The organism is Sporosarcina sp. FA9, assembly GCF_051550205.1.
Taxonomy (GTDB): domain Bacteria; phylum Bacillota; class Bacilli; order Bacillales_A; family Planococcaceae; genus Sporosarcina.
In genome coordinates, this window is record NZ_CP188819.1 from 1,477,937 (window position 1) to 1,495,333 (window position 17,397).

At 39.0% G+C, this 17,397-nt stretch carries 16 protein-coding genes and 1 riboswitch; of the genes, 11 read left to right on the forward strand and 5 right to left on the reverse strand.

The features are described 5' to 3' along the window. Nucleotides 1-193: 193 nt before the first annotated feature. Nucleotides 194-1,222: an NADP-dependent oxidoreductase gene (locus ACP8HH_RS07210; RefSeq protein ID WP_438317906.1), complete on the reverse strand. Its 1,029-nt coding sequence runs from the start codon at nt 1,220-1,222 to the stop codon at nt 194-196. 152 nt (nt 1,223-1,374) lie between these two features. Between ACP8HH_RS07210 and ACP8HH_RS07215 the strand changes: the two genes are divergently transcribed. Both ACP8HH_RS07215 and ACP8HH_RS07220 read left to right on the forward strand, forming a co-directional pair. After that, nucleotides 1,375-1,725: a winged helix-turn-helix transcriptional regulator gene (locus ACP8HH_RS07215; RefSeq protein WP_438317909.1), complete on the forward strand. Its 351-nt coding sequence runs from the start codon at nt 1,375-1,377 to the stop codon at nt 1,723-1,725. 27 nt (nt 1,726-1,752) lie between these two features. Further along, complete coding sequence (locus ACP8HH_RS07220) at nt 1,753-2,769, forward strand: LLM class flavin-dependent oxidoreductase (RefSeq protein ID WP_438317912.1); 1,017 nt, start codon at nt 1,753-1,755, stop codon at nt 2,767-2,769. 45 nt (nt 2,770-2,814) lie between these two features. Here ACP8HH_RS07220 and ACP8HH_RS07225 read toward each other — a convergent pair whose 3' ends face one another. Then, nucleotides 2,815-3,714: a M23 family metallopeptidase gene (locus ACP8HH_RS07225; protein ID WP_438317915.1), complete on the reverse strand. Its 900-nt coding sequence runs from the start codon at nt 3,712-3,714 to the stop codon at nt 2,815-2,817. Nucleotides 3,715-3,937: 223 nt separating this feature from the next. Here ACP8HH_RS07225 and ACP8HH_RS07230 point away from each other — a divergent pair, with 223 nt between their 5' ends. The 4 genes from ACP8HH_RS07230 to ACP8HH_RS07245 all read left to right on the forward strand — a co-directional run bounded on the left by ACP8HH_RS07230 (nt 3,938) and on the right by ACP8HH_RS07245 (nt 7,762). Continuing rightward, nucleotides 3,938-4,708, forward strand: a complete 771-nt coding sequence (locus tag ACP8HH_RS07230; protein ID WP_438317918.1) for an SDR family NAD(P)-dependent oxidoreductase — start codon at nt 3,938-3,940, stop codon at nt 4,706-4,708. 234 nt (nt 4,709-4,942) lie between these two features. After that, a complete protein-coding gene (nagZ, locus tag ACP8HH_RS07235) occupies nt 4,943-6,601 on the forward strand; it encodes a beta-N-acetylhexosaminidase (protein WP_438317921.1) in 1,659 nt (552 codons plus the stop codon). Nucleotides 6,602-6,674: 73 nt separating this feature from the next. After that, complete coding sequence (locus ACP8HH_RS07240; RefSeq protein WP_438317924.1) at nt 6,675-7,253, forward strand: DUF4256 domain-containing protein; 579 nt, start codon at nt 6,675-6,677, stop codon at nt 7,251-7,253. 143 nt (nt 7,254-7,396) lie between these two features. Then, nucleotides 7,397-7,762, forward strand: coding sequence for a rhodanese-like domain-containing protein (locus ACP8HH_RS07245; RefSeq protein ID WP_438317927.1), 366 nt, complete (start codon nt 7,397-7,399; stop codon nt 7,760-7,762). 100 nt (nt 7,763-7,862) lie between these two features. Here ACP8HH_RS07245 and fdhD read toward each other — a convergent pair whose 3' ends face one another. After that, on the reverse strand, nt 7,863-8,678 hold the full coding sequence (fdhD, locus tag ACP8HH_RS07250; RefSeq protein ID WP_438317930.1) for a formate dehydrogenase accessory sulfurtransferase FdhD: 816 nt from the start codon (nt 8,676-8,678) through the stop codon (nt 7,863-7,865). 232 nt (nt 8,679-8,910) lie between these two features. On the opposite strand from fdhD, the gene fdhF reads away from it, so the two are divergent. Then, on the forward strand, nt 8,911-11,847 hold the full coding sequence (gene fdhF / locus ACP8HH_RS07255; RefSeq protein WP_438317933.1) for a formate dehydrogenase subunit alpha: 2,937 nt from the start codon (nt 8,911-8,913) through the stop codon (nt 11,845-11,847). A gap of 6 nt (nt 11,848-11,853) precedes the next feature. Beyond that, nucleotides 11,854-12,333: a DUF1641 domain-containing protein gene (locus ACP8HH_RS07260; protein WP_438317936.1), complete on the forward strand. Its 480-nt coding sequence runs from the start codon at nt 11,854-11,856 to the stop codon at nt 12,331-12,333. A 91-nt stretch (nt 12,334-12,424) separates the two neighbouring features. Here ACP8HH_RS07260 and dapA read toward each other — a convergent pair whose 3' ends face one another. Next, complete coding sequence (gene dapA, locus ACP8HH_RS07265; protein ID WP_438317939.1) at nt 12,425-13,309, reverse strand: 4-hydroxy-tetrahydrodipicolinate synthase; 885 nt, start codon at nt 13,307-13,309, stop codon at nt 12,425-12,427. 121 nt (nt 13,310-13,430) lie between these two features. Continuing rightward, nucleotides 13,431-13,609: riboswitch (Lysine riboswitch) on the reverse strand. A gap of 170 nt (nt 13,610-13,779) precedes the next feature. On the opposite strand from dapA, the gene ACP8HH_RS07270 reads away from it, so the two are divergent. The 3 genes from ACP8HH_RS07270 to ACP8HH_RS07280 all read left to right on the forward strand — a co-directional run bounded on the left by ACP8HH_RS07270 (nt 13,780) and on the right by ACP8HH_RS07280 (nt 16,203). Then, nucleotides 13,780-14,862: a PQQ-dependent sugar dehydrogenase gene (locus tag ACP8HH_RS07270; RefSeq protein WP_438317942.1), complete on the forward strand. Its 1,083-nt coding sequence runs from the start codon at nt 13,780-13,782 to the stop codon at nt 14,860-14,862. Nucleotides 14,863-15,079: 217 nt separating this feature from the next. After that, on the forward strand, nt 15,080-15,388 hold the full coding sequence (locus ACP8HH_RS07275; RefSeq protein ID WP_438317945.1) for a monooxygenase: 309 nt from the start codon (nt 15,080-15,082) through the stop codon (nt 15,386-15,388). Between the two features lie 77 nt (nt 15,389-15,465). Next, nucleotides 15,466-16,203, forward strand: a complete 738-nt coding sequence (locus ACP8HH_RS07280; protein WP_438317948.1) for a pirin family protein — start codon at nt 15,466-15,468, stop codon at nt 16,201-16,203. A 37-nt stretch (nt 16,204-16,240) separates the two neighbouring features. Here the strand turns inward: ACP8HH_RS07280 and ACP8HH_RS07285 are convergent, their stop codons facing one another. After that, the gene (locus tag ACP8HH_RS07285) at nt 16,241-17,215 is read right to left on the reverse strand and encodes an LCP family protein (protein WP_438317951.1); all 975 of its coding nucleotides are present in this window, start codon (nt 17,213-17,215) and stop codon (nt 16,241-16,243) included. Between the last annotated feature and the right edge of the window lie 182 nt (nt 17,216-17,397).

Consider the following 17,397-nt stretch of genomic DNA (forward strand, 5'->3'; position numbering starts at 1 on the left):
GACTTTATTTAATGAAAAAGGTTTCACTTTATCTGTGCAAAGAATTACTTGTTCTGAAAAATACTATTTGATTGGATAAAATAATAGTGAGTGAAACGAAATCTGAACTGTAAAATTAAAAAATGTAAAAAACGCGAAGCGCATCCAATTGGATGAAAGCTTCACGTTTTTTTTAATAACAATTATTCACATATTAAAGAACAGCAACTTCAGGCTCTGCAACTTTTACAAGCATTTTTCCGAGGTTTGTGCCTTTAAATAGTCCTAGGAAAGCATCGGGAATATGTTCGAAACCTTCGACAATTGTTTCTTCATATTTAAGTTTTCCTTCGGATAACCATGTACCCAAATCAGTTGCGGCAGAGGTGAATTCAGCCGCATAGTCACCGACTGTAAATCCTTTCATCAATGTGCTTGTTTTAATCATCGCTGATTGTGGGCGTGGTCCTACTTCTTTACTTTCATTATTATAAGAAGAAATAGCTCCGCAAAGTGGGATTCGAGCAAATTTATTTAAATGCGTAAATACTGCATCCGTTACAACACCACCGACGTTGTCATAATAAACATCTACGCCATTTGGCAATGCATTTTTCAAATCATCTTTAAAACTGTCTTTTTTATAATTAACTGCAGCATCAAATCCAAGTTCAGAAATTAAGTAGTCTATTTTTTCATCCGTTCCTGCGATGCCGACTACTTTCGCACCTTTTAATTTGGCGATTTGACCAACTACAGAACCTACAGCACCGGCAGCTCCGGAAACAACTACTGTTTCACCTTTTTGCGGCTTACCGATATCGAGCAATCCAAAATATGCTGTTAAACCAGGCATGCCAAGAATTCCCAAATGTGTCGTTATCGGTGCAAGAGCAGGATCTATTTTTCTTATAGATTTCTCGGATGCGGCTGTGTATTCTGCCCAATTAAGATTTCCAGTCACTACATCACCGCGTTTAAATGCATCGGACTTCGAATCGATTACTTCTCCGACAGCTCCGCCAGAAATTACTTCATTCAGTTTGAAAGGTGGAATGTACGATTTAGCATCTATCATACGACCTCGCATATATGGGTCGACTGAAAGATAGAGTGTCCGTACTAAAACTTCATTTTCTTCTAGAGCTGGAATTGCTTTTTCGACAAAATCGAAGGTCTCCATTGTTGGCAATCCTACCGGACGGTTCGCTAAATGGATTTCTTGTTGAGTTGTTTCATTCATATTATTTTCCTCCTAGAGTGTATTCTGTGCAAAGTACCGAACAAACCTTTATACTTACTTATAGTAAGGTTAATTAAAGATTACTATAAGTAAGTTTGTTTGTCTATTTTTTGATATGAATGAGTTAAGTTAATTCGAACGGAGGGTGGATCATGGACAGTAAAGAAACAAGTCAATCATCTAGTCCACAAAATAGCTGTGATACGTTTCACAGTACGATAGAGTTCATTGGCAAGCGCTGGACCGGTGTAATTATTTATCATTTATTAAACGGACCCAAACGTTATTTTGAATTGGCAGAAGAAATTCCAGGAATTTCAGACCGCTTATTAACGGAACGTCTTCGAGAATTAGAAACACAAGGCTTTATATTGAAAAAAACATCTGCACCAGGTACGCGAAAAGTGGAATATGAACTAACGGATATGGGTAAAGAAACAGAAGAAATTATACAAGCGATTGTAAAATGGGTAAAGAAGCATGGATGTGCTTCAGTCGAATAACAATTCAGCAATAGAGGAGTAGATCAAGTGATTAGAGAAAACGCAAAGAAATTTAATGGCATACCAATGTCCGTTTTAGATTTAGCGATGATTAATGAAGGAAGTCATGCAGGAGAGTCTTTTAAAAATAGTGTGGATCTTGCGCAACATGTGGAGGAGTGGGGCTTTAACCGTTATTGGTTGGCGGAGCACCATAATATGCCGGGAATCGCAAGTTCCGCGACCTCTGTTATTATGGGCCATATTGCGGGAGAGACAAAAGAAATGCGTATTGGTTCAGGTGGAATTATGCTGCCTAATCACGCACCGCTTGTGATTGCTGAACAGTTTGGTACATTAGATGCTCTATATCCGGGTAGAATTGACCTTGGCCTTGGTCGTGCTCCTGGAAGTGACCAAGCAACGGCTTATGCTCTTCGTCGGTCTCTGAATAGCGGCGGGGAACAATTTCCAGAACAACTGGAAGAACTGCGGGCCTATTTTGAGGATGATCCGACAATGCGTGTGAGAGCGGTACCTGGTGGCGGAGCAGATGTGTTAATTTGGCTTCTTGGCTCAAGTGATTTTAGTGCAAGACTTTCTGCTGAACTCGGTTTGCCATTTTCGTTTGCGAGTCATTTTGCGCCTCAATTTGCTATGCAAGCTTTGCAAATTTATCATCAAAACTTTAAGCCGTCCAAAGTATTGAAAGAGCCCTATGTCATGATGGGAATCAGTTTAATAATGGCAGATACAGATGATGAAGCACTCTATTTGGCAACATCAATGCAACAGATGTTTTTAAACTTACGCAAAGGAACACCGACTCGATTCTCACCACCAATAGAAGACCAAAATGCTACATGGTCTGCATATGAGCAAGCTGCGGTAGAACAAATGCTCAATTCTCCGTCAACAATTGTTGGGAGTCCAGAAACTGCGAAACTGAAGCTAGAAGCATTCCTTCAAGCAACTAAAGCAGATGAATTTATTGTAAGTACAGGTACATTTAGCCATGAAGCTCGACTCCGTTCATATGAACTACTTGGAGAAATGATGAAGTAAGAAATATAAAGTGGCTATGTCTGAAAGATAGACATAGCCACTTTTTTAACGCATCAAATTATTTCTTGCAAGAAATTTATTGTTAAATTGAATAGGTATCCCAACTCCGTCTTTTTCAGCATGAATATGGAGATGTGGTTCACTCGTATTTCCTGAGTTTCCTACATTTCCGATTTTTTGACCTGCCTGTACTTTCTCGTCCGGCGTTACCATCACACTGCCTTCTTGCATATGTGCGATGTAAATCGTTGCGTCCGAATGATCACAGATTAAAGCAATATAATTACCAGTCGCATTTTTAGGATCTGATTCCGGGGGTGTAAAATCAGGCAACCTATTTTGTGCCTCGATGACCTTCCCAGCGCAAGGACTATAAAGTTCTTCACCGTAAATTTGGTATTTGTCTAGATTTTTGGGGTAAAGTCCATTTGCACGAATCCCAAACGTATTTACTTTTAAAATATCCAAAGCATATTGCTGCGGAAGGTATTCCTGATGATAGTTTAGAAGCACATGATTTCCACCTTGTCCAATATAGTATGCGCCGTCCTTGAGGGGAAATTGCAATTCGATTGCTGGATCATCGGTAGAATAGCTGGTAAAGGCGAACACATTATATGTACCGAAAAGAACAATAAGAAATAAATACATACCGATTGTAAACAGTTGAGTGCCGTTATACTTAATTTTGAAAGGCAAAACACGTACTTTTCTCCATGAATGAATTAAAACGTAAACAAGGATGACGACTAATAAATAACGGAAATAGTACCCAATCCATGCCCAGTTTCCAGATTGGAAAACCCAGAAAACAAATGCTGTAGTTGACACTGCATCCACTATCCATTCAAATTTGCTGGTAAATGAAGTTTTCCAAAGTGTGAAAAGAAATACAGCCGGAATAACAATTAGTAAACCTATAGTGGAGACTATCGGGAACAACACGAAATATTTTCCTCCTATTCACTTCTCTTATTCATACGTTTCAAGTCTCGGAATAGTTTCATAGTTTAATGATTCATAATTAATGTAAAGTAACAGGATTATGAGCTTCATTTTCCATTCACCGCATTTAATATAGATGAATAATAGTTCTGAATATTTGTTTGAATCGAAATAGTGGGTTACGCTAGACTTATATTCAAATAGATTAGAAAGGATGAGCTTAATGAGATTTGTAGGTAAAACAGTAGTTATTACTGGCGGTGCAGGGGGAATTGGGAAAACAACTGCAAAAGCATTTGCAAATGAGGGCGCACATTTAGTGCTCGTTGATATGAATGAAGATGCACTTTTAAATGTGGTCAAAGAACTTAATTTGGAAGATAATCGAATTCATACAGTGACGGCTGATGTAACTAATGAGGCAGATGTTAAAAGATATGTCGACGAATCCGTAGAGAAATTCGGGAAAATCGATGTGTTTTTCAATAATGCAGGTTTCGAAGGTCCAGTTAGTTTTATTAAAGATACGTCCTATGAACAGTTCAAAAAGGTAATTGAAGTGAATGTATATGGTGTATTTCTAGGTTTGAAACATGTTTTAAATGCAATGATGGACAGCGGAGGCGGCGCAGTTATCAATACGATTTCAAATGCGGGATTCATTGGTAGTCCTGGGATGGGTCATTATATTGCATCAAAACACGCCGCAGTTGGATTGACAAAAACGGCAGCTCTCGAACATGCTGTAAACGGTATTCGTGTGAATGGGATTGCTCCGGCAGCTATTGACACAAATATGTTGGCTCAAATTGAAAGAAATCTTTCACCTGATAATCAAGAAGAGGTTCGTAAACAAATACAATCCTCTATTCCGATGCATAGATATGGTCAACCCGAGGAAGTTGCTAAAGTGGTTCTCTTTTTAGCGTCTGATGATGCTTCCTTCGTGACTGGAGCAACTTATCCGGTCGATGGCGGTGCACTCGCAACATAAAGGGTTTTGCCTGTCAAACTATACCTATTCACTTAAGCCGGGTTCCCAAAAGTTAATTGGAACCTGGCTTTTTATTGTGCAGTTTTTTCAATACAATTCAATTGCTTTATTTAATGAAAAGTGAAACACTAAAGTTCAATGTATTATAAATTTATGAATGCTTGGTACTATCATGTTGTGTGTTGCGGATCACGTAAAATAAATCAAAATCGTGTATAAAAGAAGGAATGGCTTATGAAAAAAAGACTTTATAGTGCATTCGCTTTATTTCTCATAGTGGCTATTATTGTTGGCATTACATATAAAACGATTCCAGAAAAATCTAACGAATTAGTTGAAGAACCACGTGTCGAACCTACCGTAACAGTGGAAGAGCAAATTATTTCAATCGTGGATAAAGCTAAACTTGGCACCGTACCAAGTTTTATGGGCACTGCAGGGGTAACGATGCTGAATGAAGTAGAAAGTATGTGGGTTAGCCAATCCTCTTCTGACAATCGTACCGAGACTGAAAATGGAGTATATATTGACTATCCAGAGCACAAAACAGTAATTGGCATAGTGGATGAATTGGTTTTTGACATTCGTTATTCTGGTGAGCCACTTCCATCCATCCGCTACGAAGATATAAAACGTACGCTGGGTGATCCTGATGAAATCAGGAATTTTAAAGACGGTACTCACGATCAAATTATTTTAGTATATCAAGTTACTGATGTCTACGAACTTAAATGGATTTTACCCAACCCAATAGACAGTGTTCCAAACCCGGCGGTCGATCATATCGCCGTCTGGACAAAAGCCGAAAGCAAGCAGGAAAAGGTGCTCGGTGGAATGACGCTAGATGAAAAAGTCGGACAGCTCGTCATTGCGGGAATTGATGGAACGGATATCAATGCGGCGTCCAGGCAACTCATCGAACAGCAAAAAATTGGCGGAGTCATTTTCTACTCGAACAACGCAGAAACACCCGACCAAACCGTGCAATTTGTCAACAGCCTAAAAGATGCCAACAAATCTAATCGATTGCCCATGTTTTTCAGCATCGACCAAGAGGGAGGGCGTGTTTCCCGACTTCCAAAACAAGTTGCGAAGTTGCCGACAAGCGCAGAAATAGGCAAAGTGAATGATCCTCAATATGCTCTCAACATTGGGCGTACGCTTGGTATGCAACTCACACAATTCGGTTTTAACATGAACTTCGCACCAGTGCTTGATGTGAACAGCAATTCGAATAATCCAGTAATTGGAGATCGCTCGTTTAGCTCAAGTCCCGAGGTTGTTAGTTCGCTTGGTGTCGAAACGATGAAAGGCATCGAGGAAGAGAATGTCATTCCCGTTGTCAAACACTTTCCAGGACATGGAGATACATCTGTCGATTCACATTTGGAACTGCCTATGGTCAATAAAACAATTGAGGAACTTGAACAATTGGAATTGATTCCATTTAAGAATGCGATAGAAGCAAACGCAGACGTAATTATGATTGCACATATTTTATTGCCAAAGTTGGATGAAATAAGTCCTGCTTCGATGTCTGAACCAATCATCACCAATTTGTTGCGGAATGAGCTGGGTTTCAAAGGCGTTATTATGACGGACGATTTGACGATGAAAGCAATCACGAATCACTACGGCATTGCACATGCAGCTGTTCAATCCTTTAAATCCGGAACTGATATCCTATTAGTGGCGCATGATCCCGCGAAAACGATAGCTGTAATAGAAGCACTTAAAGCGGCCGTCGCTTCTGAAGAGATTTCTGAGTCACGAATCGATGAAAGTGTTGCGCGTATTATCGCTCTAAAGGAGAAATACGAATTGGTAGATCAAACAATTCCGAACGTCGACATACAAAAGCTCAACAATAAAATTCATGAAACTCTAAAATAATGACCAAGTATTGAACTTGTCAATTATAATAAATGTACAATCAATGTAACTATATCGATAAGGAGCGCTTACAATGGGTAAAAATGAAGATTCAATTAAAGAAAAATTATCACACGAACAAACTGAAGAGTTAATGAGCATATTGAAACATCGCTTTGAAAACAATACTCATCGCCATCCAAATATGGAGTGGACAAACATACAAACCAAATTGGATGCAAATACCGGGAAAATATGGTCTTTAAGTGAAATGGAGAGGACTGGCGGGGAACCGGATGTTGTCGGTTATGACGTTGAAAAGGATGAGTACATTTTTTGCGATTGCTCCGCGGAAAGTCCTGCCGGTCGAAGAAGTATTTGTTATGACCAGGAAGCGTTGGATTCAAGAAAGAAAAATAAACCTGAAAACAGCGCGATGGCTATGGCGAACGCGATGGGCATTGAACTATTAAACGAAGAGGACTATCGGCAGTTGCAAGAGCTTGAAAAGTTCGATAGAAAAACATCAAGTTGGATACAAACACCGTCCGATATACGTAAACTTAAAGGTGCTTTATTTTGTGATTACCGTTACGACCACGTCTTCTTATATCACAACGGCGCAGATTCCTATTATGCAGCTAGAGGTTTCCGTGGATCTTTAAGAGTATGATTTTTAGTTCATAATAAAGTGGTTTGCACAACTATACATAACGTAGTTGCGCAAGACCACTTTGTTTATTTTCGAAAGGAATGATTTCAACCTGGTAATATGAAGAATATCATGTGGGTAGCTATATAAAGGAGGAGATTATCATGAAAAAGGTTTTCTGGATGGTTTTCGTTGTCCTATTATTGCTAACAGCTTGTGGGACAGAAAAAGGATATCTAACTATAGATATTGATCAAGTTCAGCAGCTCCAAGACGACGGGGCAGTTGTTCTTGATGTCCGTGAGGTGGAGGAGTTTGAAGAAGGGCATATTATTGGAGCCGTAAACGCACCCTTATCTAAATTAAAGACTGGTGACCGATCCGTTTTAGATAAAAAGAAATCGTATATTGTCATTTGTCGAAGTGGCAGTCGTTCAAAAGAAGCAAGTGCACTTTTAATCGACGATGGTTATGATTTAGTAAACGTGTCGGAAGGGATGTCCTCTTGGACCGGTGAGGTGGAATACTGATAGCTTATGAAATCACAAGTTTACAAAAAAACTTAGCTTCTATCAAGATGACATCGGTAGTCTGCCGGTGTCATCTTCTTCATATATCACTTAAATGTCCTTATTCAATCCCCATTGAATCTTTTACATCCATGCAAATCCGTTCGGGATGTGTATATACATTAAAAGATTCCCCGCGTATAAAACCAACAGTTGTGATGCCTAAATCTTCTGCGAGCTCGAGTGCCAGTTCTGTAGGAGCAGATTTAGATAACACAATTTCACAGCCTATTTTGGCTACTTTTAATAAAATTTCTGATGAAATACGTCCACTAAAGACAATAATTTTATCGTGAACAGGGATATTGTTTCGCAAACAATGACCGTAGATTTTGTCGAGAGCATTATGCCGACCCACATCCATTCTAGACACGACAACCCCCTCTGATGTACAAAGTGCAGCATTATGAACGCCACCAGTCCTTTGAAAAACATCTGCGGTATCATTCATTTGATTCATTAAAGAAAAACAGTCTTCAGGAGTGAGTGTGATTGTAATGTCATTCATTTTCTTTGCGGTCAGTGCGTCGTGTGCAAATACAAAACCTTGTCTACTCATTCCGCAACAAGAAGTAATATAGCGTTTACCTAGCATCTTTTCATAAAAAGAATATTTTGTAGCTGACTGAATGTCGACTGTGGAAAAATCCTCGGAAATCGAAATTTCTTGGATATCTGAGAACTTCGGAATGACACCTTCAGATGCTAGAAAACCAATGACCATATCTTCGATGTATTCTGGAGAACAAACAAGCGTCATAAATTCTTCATTATTGATTCGTATCGTAACTGCATGCTCTACGGCAACAAGGGCATTATTTTGAATGAATTGTCCATTTGAGTAATGAGAAATAACTCTTTCTTTAAATAAATTCAATTTAAGTAACCTCCATCCAGAAGAAATATGTATTTAAAAAAGGGTTATTCTCTTATCTACCAGTATATTGAATTATCTATTATTAGTGAAGAGATTCATTGTTTAATCCCATTTTATCAACTATAATGAGTGCAACGATAGGGGATTAATAATTTAAAGCACTAATTCTATTTAAAGAGATATTTTCATTTATACAGCAGAACTTTGTTTTTCATAAAAAGGAGGTATTTCAATGTCTGTAAAAATTAACGGAGAAAACTATGTATTTGAGAATGGACTGTCCATTATTCAAGTCTTGAATCACAATAAAATTGAACATCCTCAAATTTGTCATCTACCAGAAGTGGACCCAATTGAAACGTGCGATACGTGCATTGTTGAAGTAGACGGAAAACTTGTTCGTTCGTGTTCAACGAAAGCGGTTTCAGGAATGAGTATATCACTTTCCTCACCGCGTGCCAAAGCCGCTCAAACAGAAGCGATGGATCGTATACTGGAAAATCATTTACTCTATTGCACAGTTTGTGATAATAATAACGGAAATTGCAAGATCCATAATACTGTAGATTTAATGGAAATTGAACATCAGAAATATCCTTTCGAACCTAAGTGCTCAGTGGACTCAGTAGATTTTTCTCATCCGTTTTATCGATACGATCCGAATCAGTGTATTGCTTGTGGGCAGTGTGTGGAGGCGTGTCAAAATCTTCAAGTGAATGAAACTCTGACGATGGACTGGGAACGCGATCGCCCAATTGTTCTGTGGGATGGTGGGGCAAAAATTAATGACTCTTCTTGCGTAGGATGTGGGCACTGTATAACAGTATGCCCGTGTAATGCATTAATGGAAAAAACTATGCTTGGTGAAGCGGGTTTTATGACGAATATGCCTGAAGAAATAATGACCCCGTTGATTGATTTAATAAAAGATGTGGAACCCGGTTATAGCGGTATCATGGCAATATCCGATGCGGAAGCAGCAATGCGAGAAACACGGACTGAAAAAACGAAGACAGTGTGCACGTTTTGCGGTGTAGGTTGTTCATTTGAAGTGTGGACAAAGGATCGTAAAATCCTTAAAATTGAGCCCGTATCAGAAGCGCCGGTTAATGCGATTTCAACATGTGTTAAAGGAAAGTTTGGGTGGGATTTTGTCAATAGTGAGGAACGACTAACGCAACCTTTAATTCGCCGTGGTGATGAATTTGTGGAAGCCTCATGGGAGGAAGCACTTGATTTGGTAGCGGAGAAATTGGGCGCTATTCGAAAAGAGCATGGAAAAGACGGAGTCGGTTTTATTTCCTCTTCTAAAATTACGAACGAAGAAAACTATGTCATGCAAAAGTTGGCTCGACAAGTGTTTGAAACCAATCATGTGGATAACTGTTCACGTTACTGTCAGTCACCAGCAACAGATGGACTATTTCGAACGGTTGGTATGGGTGGCGATGCCGGAACGATTAAGGACATCGCAAAAGCCGGACTTGTCATTATTGTTGGTGCGAATCCAGCAGAAGGTCATCCTGTACTTGCGACACGAGTGAAACGGGCACATAAATTACACGGTCAAAAGCTCATAGTGGCAGATCTTAGGATGCATGAAATGGCTGAACGGTCTGATATTTTTATTCGACCAAAGCAAGGAACTGACCAAGTATGGTTAATGGCTGTTACAAGATACATGATTGACCAAGGCTGGCACGACACAGAATTCATTCAGGAGAATGTTAATTTCTTTCCGGATTATCAAGAAGCCTTAACTAGATATACGTTAGACTATGCTTTCGAACAAACGGGTATTGAAAAAGAAACCTTAATTGAAATTGCAGAAATGATTCGGGATGCAGACGGCACATGTATTTTATGGGGAATGGGTGTTACGCAAAATACGGGGGGCTCGGATACTTCCGCAGCAATTTCCAATCTCTTGCTCGCTACAGGGAATTATAGACGTCCAGGAGCCGGTGCTTATCCGCTGCGTGGACATAATAATGTACAGGGCGCTTGTGATATGGGGTCATTACCCGGGTGGCTACCAGGGTATCAACATGTTAGTGATGACCATGCACGTCAAAAGTTTGAACGAGCATATGGCGTTGAGATTGACAACAAACCAGGTATGGACAGTGTTCAAATGGTCAGTGCCGCAGACAAAGGCATTATGAAAGCGATGTATATTGTGGGAGAAGATATGGCACTTGTCGATTCCAATGCGAATCACGTCGATCAAGTATTATCCAATCTGGATTTTCTAGTAGTACAAGATATCTTCTTTTCTAGAACTGCTCAGTATGCTGACGTGATTTTGCCAGCAGTGCCTTCTCTTGAAAAAGACGGGACATTTACAAATACAGAAAGACGTGTACAACGACTCTATAAAGCATTGCCGAATCTCGGAAATACGCGACAAGACTGGTGGATCATCCAAGAGATTGCGAACCGGTTGGGTGCGAATTGGAACTACAGTCATCCTAGTGAAATTTTTGATGAGATGGCAAGTCTGTCGCCTTTATTTAGTCAGGCGAATTATGAAGTTCTAAAAGATTGGAATAGTTTCTTCTGGGGAAGTCATGATGGTTCAAGCACTCCGTTGCTTTATGTAGATGGATTTAATTTCCCGGATAAGAAAGCCCGATTTGCATTGTCCGATTGGATAGAGCCGGTAGAATATCCTACCGAGTTTGATTTGCATATTAATAACGGTCGTTTGCTTGAACATTTTCATGAAGGCAACTTAACGAATAAATCTGCTGGAATCCAATCGAAAGTACCTGAGATATTTGTAGAAGTATCGCCAGAACTTGCCAAAGAGCGTGGGGTCCTTACGGGTTCACTTGTGCGGTTAATATCTCCGTACGGTGCACTTAAAGTACCCGCAATTGTAACGAATCGAGTTCAAGGAAACGAACTATTTCTACCAATGAATTCCGTACTAAAAGAGTCTGCGATTAACTTTTTAACTGGACCAGCAACGGATGAACGAACGAATACACCGGCATTTAAGCAAACAAAAGTACGTATGGAATTGCTGCGAAAAGAAGGTAAGAATCCGTTACCATCTACCAATCATAGAAATAAAAAAAGAAATCCAACAAAAGGTATTGAAGTTGAACGTAAATGGGCACGTCCTGGATATGTGCAACTCACAGACCAAAAAGAGGAGAGGTGAAAGTGGATGGCGGTTCCAATTACTTCTATTAAAAAGAAACAATATACACCAGAGCAAATTCAAGAACAGAAATTAGAGGAACTTCAGGCGTTACTTGCTAAGCAGGACGAAGCATTAGAAAAGATTTTATCAATAACTGGGGAACTGAATGATATTGGCGTGTTGGATGCGGTGGCGGCAATGGTAAAAGCAAAAGAGCAAATTGCAAAAATTGCCGTTGACCAAGTTTCGCGGGAACCCATTACTAATTTAATCAACCATGTAATGAATGCTTCTGCGGTAATGTCATCCATAGATCCCGCGATTACATCTAAACTTGTGGAAAGTGTAAGAAGTGGTTTGAATGAAGCGGAATTGCGTAGAGACAATGATGAAAAGGTTGGTGTCCTTCAACTTATGACGTTATTAAAAGACGATGATATTAATCGTGGACTGAAATTCGGACTCGATTTTTTGAGGGGCATGGGCAAGGAATTGGGGGAGTAGGGGTTCAATGTTTAATATAAACCCTCTAGAAAGAAATTTATAAAGAAAAAAAGAGTAAGCGTATTCGCTCACTCTTTTTAACCAATTATTCTTATGAAAGAACTTTTGCATCAAGGTTAAGTGCTTGCTGTAATGTGTTAAGTTCTTCGTTATTTAATGGAATCATAGGTAGACGAACACCACCAACTGGGATTCCTTTTAAATTCAAAGCCGCTTTCACGGGACAAGGGTTTGGTGCAGCGAATAATGCCTTCATGATGGGAAGGAGTTTACGATGATCCGTAGCTGCATCTTTGACGTTGCCGTTATTAAACTTTTCAATCATAGTTTGCATTTCATTACCTAAAACATGAGAAGCTACAGATACGACACCGATTCCGCCAATCGATAATACTGGAATCGTTAAACCATCATCACCGCTGTACAAAGAAAAAGTATCTGGTGTGTGTTCAATAATTTCCGACATCATATCTAAATTACCGCTTGCTTCTTTAATGGCAACAATATTAGGGATTGTTGATAGACGAATAACAGTTTCAGCAGACATATTGACTACACTGCGACCTGGCACATTATAAAGCATAATCGGTAAAAATGTGAACTCTGCAATTGTCTTGAAATGTTGATATAATCCTTCTTGAGATGGATTATTATAGTATGGAGTAACAAGCATAATACCGTCTACTCCTGCATATTCCGCTAGTTTTGTGAGCTCAATTGACTCTTTAGTGTTGTTCGAACCGGTACCTGCAATTACTGGAATTCTACCATTCACAATTTCCATGGTAAATTTAAACAAATCTACTTTTTCTTCCTTAGTTAACGTCGGAGACTCACCAGTTGTACCAGATACGACTAAACCGTCTGTCCCATTTGCAATTAGGTGATTAATTAAGTTTTCTGTAGCTGGAAAATCTACTTCTCCATTCGTATCAAAAGGAGTTACCATTGCTGTTAATATTTGTCCGAAATTCATAACTTCTCCACATCCTATAATTTATTTTAAAAATTAGAGGTGGGAGGGCAGGTAGTAAATGAACGCAAAAATGCAACAACGAGGGATCGTTGTTGCAGAAGAAATAATAAATTATTTCTTTGCATAAGATAGCCCTCCATATAGTTTCCTATATGACAATTCCGTGTTTGTTCAACAACAGAACCAGCTTCGAGAAAATGAGTTTCTCTCCACTTCGGCAAATTCCCCTTTCCACAAATGTCATAGGATCTCAATATCCTCGAAATGTGTACTGATGGTTTTCGCGCCTCTATCCCTACTTCAAAAAGTTTTGAAATAAGAGAATTTCTAATTAACGTAACCATACCTGTTTTTAAATGCAATTGCAAGTGAATTCTATAAATTTTATATTTTAGGGTTAAAAGGGTTTTGATAAAGCATCTAAAATAACTCTATTGGTCTGTTATTTATGAAAGGGAGAGGTGATTGAGTTGAGAAAAATCTTAGCAATATCTTTGTTTGCAATACTTCTAATTGCTGGCTGTTCTGAAAATGGACAACAAGATCCCAGGGATGAACAGACAAGTCCTATAATTGAACAGGAAAATCAGAAACATGAAGTGGTAGCGGAAAATCTTGAGGTTCCTTGGTCTATACAGAAAACTGGGAATACATTCTATTTGACGGAAAGAACAGGCAACATCGTGAAAATAGAAAATGAAGAAATTGAACGGCAAAGCGTAGAACTTGAGAAAGAACTTGCAACAGCTTCAGAGGCGGGGTTATTAGGATTTGTATTAGCCTCGGACTTTCAGAAATCGAATCTAGCTTATGCGTATTATACGTATCAAGACAACACAGGACAGTTTAACCGTATTATTACGCTACGTTTAGGAGATAATATTTGGCGGGAAGAGAATTTGCTTCTTGATAAAATCCCAAGTGGTTCCTATCATCATGGAGGAAGACTTAAAATTGGACCTGATGAAAAAATTTATGCAACAACAGGTGATGCATCTGAGAGTGAACTAGCACAAGATATCGATTCATTAGGTGGTAAAATTTTAAGAATGGATTTTGATGGATCTGTACCAAGTGATAACCCATTTGCAAATTCATACGTCTTTAGCTATGGACATCGTAATCCTCAGGGAATTACCTGGACATCTGATGGAGTGCTTTATGCAAGTGAGCACGGTAACTCTGCAAACGATGAAGTAAATAAAATAGAAGTTGGTCAAAATTACGGTTGGCCGATTATTGAGGGCAATGAGGAAGAAGTAGGTATGGTTTCACCGTTATTCACTTCTGGAGATGAAGCAACTTGGGCACCATCTGGAATGAGCTATTATGATGGCGATTTGTATGTGGCAGCATTAAGAGGAAAGGCAATATTAGGATTAGATCCTGAAACAGATGAACAATGGGAAGTAATCACTGAACTTGGCAGAATTCGGGATGTGCTCATTGAGGATAACTACCTTTATTTCATTACCAATAATACAGATGGGCGTGGCAATCCACAGGAGAATGACGATAAGCTATACAGAATATCACTTTTAGAATCAAATTAAAATGAATGGAGTAAGTTTAGGTAAATGAAAGTTGGAGATGAAATTTAAGGATAGAAACAAATATTTTGCTGATATTTAAAGAGATAATTAACATTTATATACCGTCCGACTTAATATGATAATCAATGAAACAAATGAAATCCTTGGCGAGAAATGCATTCAAATAAAATGACAGTGGCAGGGGAACAAATATGAAAAATAAAAAAGGAGACTTGAAATGGCTTATTTATTACAAGTAGATTTTAAAATGGATGATCCATATGGGGAAGAAATGTCAAAGGGCTTTGTAGAATTAGCGCAAAGCATTAACAATGAGCCGGGCATGATTTGGAAGATTTGGACAGAAGACGCGGGAGCAAAAGAAGCTGGAGGCATCTACCAATTCGAAACAAAAGAAACGGCCCAAGCCTATTTAGAAATGCACTCGGCTCGATTAATATCTTTTGGGATTCAAGATATTCGTGGCAAGATTTTCGAGATTAATGTGCCATTATCTATGATTAACCATGGTCCTATTGAAATATAAGTAATACAAACAACAAAATCGACTCCCTTATGGAAAGTCGATTTTATTATATAGCATTATGAAGGGGGTTTTTTATCTTGTTACAAAAACTTGAAGCGGGAAGTCATGCTCAGCCGTTCAGAGGTCCATTCACAATTACACGTGTCCAACCAAGTGATATTTTGGGGAATAAAACTGCGGATACTGCATTTGGGCCGTTAGCGATCATTGATCATGCGGTTATGAAAAAGGGCTTAACGATTAAAATGCACGAACACGTCAATGATGAAATTCTAAGTTACATAGGCTCAGGTGTCACGCATCATAGAGATTCCGCAGGTTTTGAAGCGCCGATTGCACGTGGGAAATTAATGATGATGAATGCAGGGGCAGGCTTTTGGCATGAGGAAAAAGTAAAAGAAGATGAGGTGGAAATGCTTCAAATCTTCGTCCGACCGAATGAAACAGATCTTTCCCCAGAAATTCAATTTCATGATAAACCGGTAGACAACCACGATTGGTATGTCATGGTCGGGCCTGAAGGAAGCGAAGCGCCACTTTACGTTAGGCAAAACGTCTACATATTAGACGCGCATCCTAAAGCGGGCGAAAAGTTGGAAGTTCCAACGTATGTAGGATTTACACCATTTCTATACGTGATGAATGGAGAAATTACGGTTCAAGATCTCACAATTGGCAAACAAGAAGCGGTAACGGATTTAGTCAATCCGCTTCCGCCTTTAGTCGCGAATAAAGATACTACAATTGTGTTGTTCTTTGTCGATATGAATGCACAAATGTCTATGGTTGGGACAATTAGTGGATTGAAGAACTAGCAAGAGTAATAGGGTATGCCCTGTTTCATTAAATCTTTTAATCTTCGACTGTTTTCACCATATCTGCTGAATCATTTAGGAAATTATTCAACGCATTGATATTTTTTTCAAAATCAATGTCTAAGACTTCGCCAACATTCGTTCGCCTGTTTGAATAAGAACTATCGACAGGAAGTCGTAACGTTTCTACCTTTCCAGAACTTTTATCGATAAGACCCTTGCCAATGGAAAGCATCTTCATTTTCTCGAGGTTCGTATCCACATATCCATCTGCTGCTCCAAGAAGTTTAGGAAGTTTTAAAAGGCTGTGCACACTTACTGCTTCATCTTTCAATTTAGAGATGACTTCTTGCTGTCGCTCCACTCGGCCAAAATCATTTTTACTGTCATGACGGAAGCGAACGTAACCTAAAAGCTGTTCTCCATGTAACGTTTGCACACCAGGATCCAAAGTCATATTAATGCCGTGTGACATTGTATATGGGATATCTACTTCAATACCATCGGGTGCGATAATATCCGCAATTTTTGGGAACCCATTAAAATCGACCATCGCGTAATAATGGACATCCAAATCAAAGTTTTCTTTAATCGTCTGCCTCACAAGCTCAGGGCCGCCTAGCGTAAACGCCGTATTCAATTTGTGCATACCATATTCCGGGATTTTGACATAGGTATCACGCATAATAGAAACAATTTTCATTTTTTTCGTATCTTGGTTATAATGTGCAACCATTAACGTATCCGATCGCCCATTTTCTTCTTCACGTGCATCAGAGCCAAGTAAAAGTATATTAATCTCGCCGAATTGTGGCTCAGGCCCATCAAAAATTCCAAACTCATCATTTTTGTCTTTCAATGATCCACCTTCTGACAAAGATAAACCTTCATTGAATTGATAGAACCAATAAAATCCCACCAATAGAAGTAGTGTAGTTACAATTCCAATAGTCCTGCCTGTTTTCCTCTTTCGTTTACTAGTGTTATTTTCATGTCTTCCCAATTGGTTCATCGCCTCATCTATTAATGGATTCGTTATTCTTTATTTAATATAATTCACGTATCACTCTCTTTTAGACGTATTAACTTTGAAAAGGTTCTATTCATCGGTGTAATACTGCTTAGAGCTTGCCTGTAGTGGTGTTGGTTAGCATGTATTATTATGATACCATATATATAAAAGGGGGAATGTAA

Excerpts from the sequence above, each read along its gene's own strand:
- ACP8HH_RS07210 (WP_438317906.1), bottom strand. The coding sequence starts at position 1,222 with ATGAATGAAACAACTCAACAAGAAATCCATTTAGCGAACCGTCCGGTA.
- ACP8HH_RS07215 (WP_438317909.1), top strand. The coding sequence starts at position 1,375 with ATGGACAGTAAAGAAACAAGTCAATCATCTAGTCCACAAAATAGCTGT.
- ACP8HH_RS07230 (WP_438317918.1), top strand. The coding sequence starts at position 3,938 with ATGAGATTTGTAGGTAAAACAGTAGTTATTACTGGCGGTGCAGGGGGA.
- nagZ (WP_438317921.1), top strand. The coding sequence starts at position 4,943 with ATGAAAAAAAGACTTTATAGTGCATTCGCTTTATTTCTCATAGTGGCT.
- ACP8HH_RS07240 (WP_438317924.1), top strand. The coding sequence starts at position 6,675 with ATGGGTAAAAATGAAGATTCAATTAAAGAAAAATTATCACACGAACAA.
- ACP8HH_RS07245 (WP_438317927.1), top strand. The coding sequence starts at position 7,397 with ATGAAAAAGGTTTTCTGGATGGTTTTCGTTGTCCTATTATTGCTAACA.
- fdhF (WP_438317933.1), top strand. The coding sequence starts at position 8,911 with ATGTCTGTAAAAATTAACGGAGAAAACTATGTATTTGAGAATGGACTG.
- ACP8HH_RS07260 (WP_438317936.1), top strand. The coding sequence starts at position 11,854 with ATGGCGGTTCCAATTACTTCTATTAAAAAGAAACAATATACACCAGAG.
- dapA (WP_438317939.1), bottom strand. The coding sequence starts at position 13,309 with ATGAATTTCGGACAAATATTAACAGCAATGGTAACTCCTTTTGATACG.
- ACP8HH_RS07275 (WP_438317945.1), top strand. The coding sequence starts at position 15,080 with ATGGCTTATTTATTACAAGTAGATTTTAAAATGGATGATCCATATGGG.
- ACP8HH_RS07285 (WP_438317951.1), bottom strand. The coding sequence starts at position 17,215 with ATGAACCAATTGGGAAGACATGAAAATAACACTAGTAAACGAAAGAGG.